Here is a 7,493-nt window from a genome sequence, read left to right on the forward strand (position 1 = left end):
GTCCTTTGACGTCTGCTGTTCGCCTGGATCGACCAGCGTGGTCCTTTAACTTCGGTAATTCCCATAAAACATCGACAGACCGAGGCACACCAAGCTTTGCATTCGTTGCGCTCAAATGCTCCATTTTCCCATAGGCGACCCTACGGGAGGGGACCCAAGGCTGTCTTCTCAGCATTTTGAGCACGGCACACTTAATTCCCTTTCTCTTCCTATCGAATTAGCCAATTCGCTAGGCACTTATTCAATTGGTATTCCAGCACTAAATGATAAACAGTTACGAATAGAGGGAGAAACAGTCATTATCGAAGATGAAGCCTTTCTGATCAGATTACGACCTGTTTCACCTCTCGAAGTTTCTTACAGCGTAACTTTTAAAGATCCTACACATTACCCTGAATTTCGACTTGCCGTTGGCTTACCTCCCACCTTACATCTGGAGGCTAGGCTAAATTCACGAGTTGGGATCTTCGACCTAGAAGGGAATGAAGTAGCTGCCGTCGAAAATCCCATTGCTAGCCCCTCCAGTCCGTCCTGGATCGACACTTCCACTCGAGTTGAAGGAAGTGAAATCGTTATTAGGTATGAAAGTTCTTCGAACAATCCCAGTTTCGCAGCAGATCGTTCTATGGGAGATTCACCAGAAATTGGAGGTACAGCCGTAGGTGATCTTTACAGCAAATGGGAGACTAAACTTGGCGACACAGAACGTTCTTTTTGTAAAAAAGAATGGAATGATTGCCGACGCGTATTCCTGGATGGGGCCATTAGCCGTGCCGAAGAATTGGGTAAATCCATCGCATCTCCACCCTTCGATAATGAAGGGGACGCCGCTCGGCACTGTGCATGGCAAGGACTAATGACTGAAAGCGCTGATTCTGCATTTGCAGAACGAATGGGAAACGCTCATGAAGTTGATCACCCTGTTGCACCAGAAGGAGAGTTTACTGATGGTCAAGTCTCGGGGATGGATGCCTACAATAATATAACTGGACGTGCCGTAGGGTTGAGAAGGGAAGGAAATCAGGACGCGGTGATTGCTGATTGTAGAGACTACGCTAAGCACGCAAGGCTCACTTCAGACCCGGGAGCAGAGCAGCAACATGATGGATCTGACCTCATCGTCCTTAAAAAATCATTACCATAAGAACATGAGACGATTTCTGAATTTCACGGTACTATTTTTTAGCGGATTCGGAATCGGATGGACCATTCTATGGTTAGCGCATAGTTACAAGTACCTACTGTCTGTTTATGTGGGAAAGCTTGCTGCCTTCACCTTGGTAGACATCGCGATTCCGCTAGTTCTGTTGATTTTTGTGATTTTTGTTCGCAAACGTTCCAGAGTTTTTAGAAGTTTGAGTTGCGGATTATTTTCTGGTGCTGCCGCCTACGAATTAATCGTACTTTTTTTGATTTTACTCATATCCTATTATTAGCTATTTAGATAAAACTATGTTGACTGAAATAGAGACTTCAGCAGTTTTGTCTATGGAAGCCAAGCAAGTTCTAACGAATCGTGTCAAGAAGCTTGTATACGGGGCGTGATTGCTAGAAGTAGGGCTCGAAGCGGTCAGGGTAGGACACAACCATTTTGTTGGTTGCCTGCTTCCAGTTCGTTATCCTCCTGCTCTCGATTAATCGGCCACTGGTAGCCGCGACCGGTTTTCCTTGCTCAGTATGCTTGGTCGCCCGCTTATCCTCGTTGTATCAGATCCTCAACCGCGAGTTTTCATCCCCGGACAAGATCGCTGGTATGAGTGGGGGAGGTACCGAGCTTGTCGATCAGCTTTGCCCTCTAAGGATTGGTAAGCAGCTTCTCCTCGTTAGCTTCGATCTTGGCGGAGTCTTCTGGGTTTCGTCGTGCCACGGTTGTCATTCTGGTCTATCCTCTAATGTAGGAATGATTCCCACACACAATACATCAGACGCTCTCAAACCAACCGACCCGAACCGGGTCAACCGTGTGGCCCAAGACGCTGATGAGGTCGGACTCAACCGCATCTACACCATGGCAGACATCGAGAAGACGCTTGAAATCGCTGCCGGCCCTTCGGGCACACATGGCAAACTTAGCGGCATCATCGACAAGGGGGTCGCAGCGTTCACAGCGATGCACACCCAAGCAACGGAGAGTAGTGATGAAGAGACGCTCCAAAGCTTGGAGAAGTTCCGCTCGACGATACGATCTTATGTCAAAGCATACGATTTCCTGTCTCAAATCGTTCCCTACGACCTCGAGATGGAAGCACGAAGCATCCCTTCATGTCCTTTGACGTCAGCTGTTCGCCTGGATCGACCAACGTGGTCCTTTAACTTCGGTAATTCCCATAAAACATCGACAGACCGAGGCACACCAAGCTTTGAATTCGTTGCGCTCAAATGCTCCATTTTTCCACCTGGTGGCAAGGGATTCCGCGGGGGCCACTACGTAAATCTTTCAACATCCAATGTTCGTAAATCACCTGATGTGAAATACATTTCTTTCGAACGGCATCACATTGTTGCCCAATCAGTTATGAGAAAAGTACACCCGGATCTTCCCACCGGGATGAACGAATACAAAGGCCCCGCCATTCAGATGCTCCCTGAAGACCATAGGCTAACGCTTTCCCATGGACGGTCTCCTGAAGCCACTGCGTATCGCGCCCGCCAAGAAAAACTGATTCAGGAAGGAAAAATAGACGAGATTTATGAAATAGAATACAACCACCTAGAGACACTGTTTCCCGGCAAGTACACAGCAGCTCTTAATGAGATGCTGGACTACGCTCTAAGTAAGGGATACATGAAAGTCGACTTCAGAACAACGCTGACATAAGGAGAACATCTATGGATTTCCAAATCGGTTTTTTTGAAAAACTCAATCCCGGCAACGAACCACTATCCTATGAAGATCGCCTAATTGATCTAAAGGTTGAGGATTTGACCTGGATTGATCCCTCTTTAGGGTCACGAGTTTTAGGCCACCTGGAAATAGACGACAAGAAGCGGCTCATTAAAGGCTCAATAAGGGATAAGAAAGTTGTCGCCATGGAGCTTGCCAACATCGAACCGGGTGACTTGTTTATGGGGACTGATCTCTCGCTTCGTGCAGTCCCTTTTTTAAAGGCATTGCGGGCTCAGGGAATTGCAGCAGACTTTGACGGTGAAAGTGTTGTCCTCAAGGATTGCCCTATTGAAGTTTACTTCGAAAAAGGTAAGGTCATTTCAATCGTGTGGACAGAATTCAATGACCGTCAGGTCAATTCATGAAGTTTTTGAGATTGAATACCGCGATATCGAAGCAAAGTTCCCTGGAAAGTACACAGATGCTCTAAATGAGATGCTGGACTACGCTTTGGAAAAGGGTTTCATGAAAAAGGACTTTAGAACTACAGAAGTTTAGGAGACTTCACAATGGATTTTGAACTCAGCTTCTTCGAAGCACTCAGCCCAGGAGAATCACCAGAAAGCTACGCATCATGCCTAGCCAAAATCGACATTGAGGATCGAACATGGATACACCCGAAACTCGGGGCTGTTATCAGAGGATATACAGAAATCGAAGGCAAGCAACGACTCCTTCAAGGCTCGATAAAGAACCGAAGAGTATTCGACCTTGAGCTCTCTGAATTCGAACCCAATGACACCTTGCTCGGAATTCCCCTCAAACTCAGGGCTATCCCGTTTCATAAGGCCCTGTACGCACAAGGGATACCAGCGCATATCGACGAAGAGAAGATTAGCCTAGATAACGCCCCCATCGAGATCTACTACGAAAAAGGAAAACTCTCCTCCATCGTCTGGACAGCCTTTCCCACCACACAAGGAACCCCATGAACTTTACCACCGACTACACGCTGCCGTTTCCCCTCGGCGGCACACTCGACGACGCCATCAAAGCCTGCCTGGACAGTCAACAACCAGCAGACGACGAACTCGAAGCCTGGATTGACATCCCCGACAGAGACAACGACGAAGAATACTCGTTGGTAGTCAGCCGAATCGAAGACAACACCTGCGTCACTGTTGCCCTCACCGACATCTACCGCGACACCTTCCTCGGCCTGTGCCTTGATCCCCGAAAAACAACCGATGAAGAGTTCGCCGCTGGCCTTAAGAGCCAAGGGATCAACGCGATAGTTCAATTCGGGGAAATCATCCTGCCCGATCACCTGATTACCATTGTCCTCAACGAAACGATCACCTGGTGGGATCCGAATTATTGGGGCGCAGAGGGCTTCCGAAACGAAACAATCGCTGAGTAACCCTGACCATGCCCTGCCAAGCCTCTACCTCTCACTGATTCCTAGGTGCCGCCGGTATCCAGAACCGAATAGCATTGGTTCCAGATACAGGCGGCTACTCTATTTCCCACGTGACAAGAAAATTTAAATGGTCGACTTTACAAAACTCCTCAGCACATGTGCTGAACCTTGCTCACAACAGCGGCTTGAAGTGCCCCAGGTTTTGTTCCGCTTGAGTAGATGGGAAAATCTGGAATATGCCGAGGAAATTTGATCAGGATGCGAAGGGTCGCGTCGTTCGTTTGGTAGAGGATCGCATCCTGGCGGAGAACCTTTCGATACAGGCCGCGTGTCAGGCCGTTGCCCCGAAACTAGGTGTCTCGTGGCACACCGCCCGCCAGTGGGTTCAACAAGCCCGCCGGGATGGGGTTATCACTCGTGTTGAAGAAGACGTGATTGCTGAAAACGCCAGGCTACGTCGCGAAAACCAAGAGCTGCGAGAGACCAATGAATTGTTGAAAGCCGCTTCGGCTCTTTTCGCATCGGAACTCGACCCACAACGTCGGAGATGATCCGTATTCATTGATGAATACCGGGATCGTTTCACAGTCGAGTTCATGTGTGCGACGTTGAAAGATAATCGTGTAGGCGGTTTCATCACCTCTCGTGGGTACCGCCAATCTAAAGCCCGCGGACTGAGCGCCCGCCGTCTTCGTGACGCTGCCCTTGTGGAGCACATTCGACAGGTTCACGCTGACAATTACGGCGTCTACGGTGTGCGGAAAATGCGGCACGCGCTTCGTCGCGACGGTATTGCTATTGGCCGTGAGCAGACTGCTCGGCTGATGCGCCTGGCCAACCTGTCCGGCAAGGGCAAACGTCGCGCCCCTGTCACCACCCGCACACCGAAGAGCCCTGATCTGCGGCCTGACTTGGTCAATCGTGAATTCAACGCGCCACGGCCTAACACATTGTGGGTGGCCGATATCACCTACGTGCGGACCAGGAAAGGATTCGTCTACGCCGCGTTCGTTACCGACGTGTTCTCTCGCCGCATCGTCGGGTGGGCTTTGTCTGATTCGATGCGTACAGAGTCGTTGCCGCTGCAGGCGCTGAATCAGGCGATTGCAAGCGCCAATGAAACCGCAGGTCTGGTCCACCACTCGGATCACGGCTCCCAGTACGTCAGTATCTCCTACAACGAGCGGCTCACTGAGTATGGGATCTTCTGCTTCTACCGGGACGGTCGGCGACTCCTACGACAATGCCCTTGCCGAAAACGTCAACGGGTCCTACAAGAATGAGCTGACTAATACCCGGTTATTCAATGACGCCACCGACCTGGAAATCGCAACGTTTGAATGGGTGAATTGGTGGAATGACTCGAGACTTCACCAAAGCCTCGGCTACCGCACACCGGCAGAGGTTGAGGCGGAGTTTTGGAGTCACAGCCCGGTTCACAAAATAATGGAAATCAAGGCACACGCCTAGGAACAAAACCCGGAGCACTTCAAGCAAACAAACACTTTGGTATGACTCCTGAAGACCAACGCGAGGCAAAGATTACCTGCCATCATACGGAGGAACCTGGCGTACTTATCGGTGTCCCGTCAGACATCCACCGGGAAATACGTCACACTGGTGGCGAAGCCATCTGGGGCGCCGGATCACTCAAACACCAATCAAATGCCTAGGAAAGAAGTACACACGATGAACTACAACCATTTCTTCGATCGAACCGGCACACCCTGCACTGACGCAGACATCCAAAAGATGGAAGCAGAACTGGGTTACTCATTTCCCGCTGACTATACGCAGATGCTCAAGGAAACCGGAGGAGGTTTCCTCGCCCCAGAAACTACCGTGATCGAAGGAGACTTCTCTAAATTCATGTGGGGAGAGGGCCTGGTTATCGACGTGATTTACGGAAAAGGAGAACTGACCAGCAAGCGATCCAACAACCTGGTCAAAGAAGCCCGCTGGCACTGGGATGAATGGGAAGTAGACCACAGAGTTCTCCCCATCGCCACTACAGCGCAAGGCATGCACGACTGTATCGCTATCAACTACGCCCTACCTGCCATGGTTGAGGGAAGCATCGTTTATCTAAACAGTGATCATCCAGACGAGCCCGTTCTCCTCGCCCCCTCGTTTAAGCTGCTGATGACGTCTTTGGTTGAAGACGAAGAAGCGGTAGAAGAAGGCGACACACTTGATGCAGCCGAGCAACGGTCACTGACCGCAAAAGCAAAAAGTGTCGCTTGCTCCCTACACGAGCCGTTCAACCCCATTGTGCAAAGAGTGCTAGCTCTAACGACGGAGCCAGCGATCGATCGGATCCTTCGAGCAGCTGAGCTTCAATTGTTTTCACAAGACGATTCCACCATTTGGCTGAACTTCTCCGAACCGGGCAAAGCCTATCTTGATCTCACTTTCTGGCTCTCTAGTCTTGAAGGCGAGGTGCAGAGCTTTGAGGATTTCCTCCGCAGACCAGCACCAGGAACTGAGTTCTACGGTGCTACATCCCCAGCTAATTTCATGACGCTGACGCCTTTTACCCTTGGTAGGGACGGTTGGCGTCCGAATATCACCTACATGGACATCATTTTGACCAGCTGGTGGGATGATCGAACAACCAACGGCATCATCGTTGACACCGGCACTGGGCTTATTCTTGACCAAGCACATTTCCACGATTTGAAGGATTCACTGCTTGCTTACTTAGATTCCAATGAATCAACACAAGAGGCTTGGTCCCAGCAGATCTTGAAGCAATAATTACCCATAAGCACGGACAGATTCAGATTCGTCACTACGCGGCTCGGTGATTCAACAACCTGGTGGGATCCGAATTATTGGGGCGCAGAGGGCTTCCGAAACGAAACAATCGCTGAGCAACCCTGACCATGCCCTGCCAAGCCTCTACCTCTCACTGATTCCTAGGTGCCGCCGGTATCCAGAACCGAATAGCATTGGTTCCAGATACAGGCGGCTACTCCATTTCCCACGTGACATGAAAGCACAAATAATCAGCTTCACAGAACTCTTCAGCACATGTGCTGAGCCTTGCTCACAACAGCGGCTGCAGGACATCGAATCAAACATCGGCATGACCCTGCCCGAGGACTATCGCCACATAATCCACACAACAGGCGGGGGGAAACTCGCCTACGAAAAGCGCTTCTTCCCGGCCCAGCTAGATGCCTTTGGATTCCCGGATGGTTTCGCACTGTGGGGTTTCTTCGGAAACGGATCCTACACTGGCAC

Annotated in this window: 10 protein-coding genes and 2 pseudogenes; 11 read left to right on the forward strand and 1 reads right to left on the reverse strand. The window is 50.2% G+C overall.

Annotation, left to right across the window (positions count from 1 at the left end; genetic code table 11):
• Positions 1-115 precede the first annotated feature (115 nt).
• Positions 116-1,144 (forward strand): DUF6973 domain-containing protein, encoded by a 1,029-nt coding sequence (locus WG936_RS12030; RefSeq protein WP_339573041.1) that lies wholly within the window; start codon positions 116-118, stop codon positions 1,142-1,144.
• A 588-nt stretch (positions 1,145-1,732) separates the two neighbouring features.
• Here the strand turns inward: WG936_RS12030 and WG936_RS12300 are convergent.
• Positions 1,733-1,876 (reverse strand): annotated as a pseudogene (locus WG936_RS12300) (IS256 family transposase); the annotation flags it as partial.
• 24 nt (positions 1,877-1,900) lie between these two features.
• Here WG936_RS12300 and WG936_RS12035 point away from each other — a divergent pair.
• From WG936_RS12035 to WG936_RS12075, 10 genes and pseudogenes are all read left to right on the forward strand, one after another.
• A complete protein-coding gene (locus WG936_RS12035) occupies positions 1,901-2,818 on the forward strand; it encodes a hypothetical protein (protein WP_445227964.1) in 918 nt (305 codons plus the stop codon).
• An 11-nt stretch (positions 2,819-2,829) separates the two neighbouring features.
• Entirely contained in the window at positions 2,830-3,252 is a 423-nt protein-coding gene (locus WG936_RS12040; protein ID WP_339573043.1) for a hypothetical protein, read from the forward strand.
• 144 nt (positions 3,253-3,396) lie between these two features.
• Positions 3,397-3,819, forward strand: coding sequence for a hypothetical protein (locus WG936_RS12045; protein ID WP_339573044.1), 423 nt, complete (start codon positions 3,397-3,399; stop codon positions 3,817-3,819).
• Positions 3,816-4,247, forward strand: coding sequence for a hypothetical protein (locus WG936_RS12050; protein WP_339573045.1), 432 nt, complete (start codon positions 3,816-3,818; stop codon positions 4,245-4,247). The genes WG936_RS12045 and WG936_RS12050 overlap by 4 nt, the downstream gene beginning before the upstream one ends.
• A gap of 190 nt (positions 4,248-4,437) precedes the next feature.
• A pseudogene (locus tag WG936_RS12055) lies at positions 4,438-4,798 on the forward strand (transposase).
• Between the two features lie 45 nt (positions 4,799-4,843).
• Complete coding sequence (locus WG936_RS12060; RefSeq protein ID WP_445227965.1) at positions 4,844-5,530, forward strand: IS3 family transposase; 687 nt, start codon at positions 4,844-4,846, stop codon at positions 5,528-5,530.
• Complete coding sequence (locus WG936_RS12305) at positions 5,445-5,717, forward strand: integrase core domain-containing protein (protein WP_445227966.1); 273 nt, start codon at positions 5,445-5,447, stop codon at positions 5,715-5,717. The genes WG936_RS12060 and WG936_RS12305 overlap by 86 nt, the downstream gene beginning before the upstream one ends.
• A gap of 41 nt (positions 5,718-5,758) precedes the next feature.
• Complete coding sequence (locus WG936_RS12065; protein WP_339573046.1) at positions 5,759-5,920, forward strand: HNH endonuclease; 162 nt, start codon at positions 5,759-5,761, stop codon at positions 5,918-5,920.
• Positions 5,921-5,936: 16 nt separating this feature from the next.
• Positions 5,937-7,004 (forward strand): SMI1/KNR4 family protein, encoded by a 1,068-nt coding sequence (locus tag WG936_RS12070; protein ID WP_339573047.1) that lies wholly within the window; start codon positions 5,937-5,939, stop codon positions 7,002-7,004.
• Between the two features lie 235 nt (positions 7,005-7,239).
• Positions 7,240-7,493 (forward strand): SMI1/KNR4 family protein (locus tag WG936_RS12075; protein WP_339573048.1); only part of this gene is annotated, 254 nt, incomplete at its 3' end.

It is taken from the genome of Corynebacterium sp. H127 (assembly GCF_037482665.1).
Lineage (GTDB): Bacteria > Actinomycetota > Actinomycetes > Mycobacteriales > Mycobacteriaceae > Corynebacterium.

Coding starts and splice junctions, on each gene's coding strand:
- WG936_RS12040 (WP_339573043.1), top strand. CDS start 2,830: ATGGATTTCCAAATCGGTTTTTTTGAAAAACTCAATCCCGGCAACGAA.
- WG936_RS12065 (WP_339573046.1), top strand. CDS start 5,759: ATGACTCCTGAAGACCAACGCGAGGCAAAGATTACCTGCCATCATACG.
- WG936_RS12030 (WP_339573041.1), top strand. CDS start 116: ATGCTCCATTTTCCCATAGGCGACCCTACGGGAGGGGACCCAAGGCTG.
- WG936_RS12050 (WP_339573045.1), top strand. CDS start 3,816: ATGAACTTTACCACCGACTACACGCTGCCGTTTCCCCTCGGCGGCACA.
- WG936_RS12060 (WP_445227965.1), top strand. CDS start 4,844: ATGTGTGCGACGTTGAAAGATAATCGTGTAGGCGGTTTCATCACCTCT.
- WG936_RS12070 (WP_339573047.1), top strand. CDS start 5,937: ATGAACTACAACCATTTCTTCGATCGAACCGGCACACCCTGCACTGAC.
- WG936_RS12035 (WP_445227964.1), top strand. CDS start 1,901: ATGATTCCCACACACAATACATCAGACGCTCTCAAACCAACCGACCCG.
- WG936_RS12045 (WP_339573044.1), top strand. CDS start 3,397: ATGGATTTTGAACTCAGCTTCTTCGAAGCACTCAGCCCAGGAGAATCA.
- WG936_RS12305 (WP_445227966.1), top strand. CDS start 5,445: ATGGGATCTTCTGCTTCTACCGGGACGGTCGGCGACTCCTACGACAAT.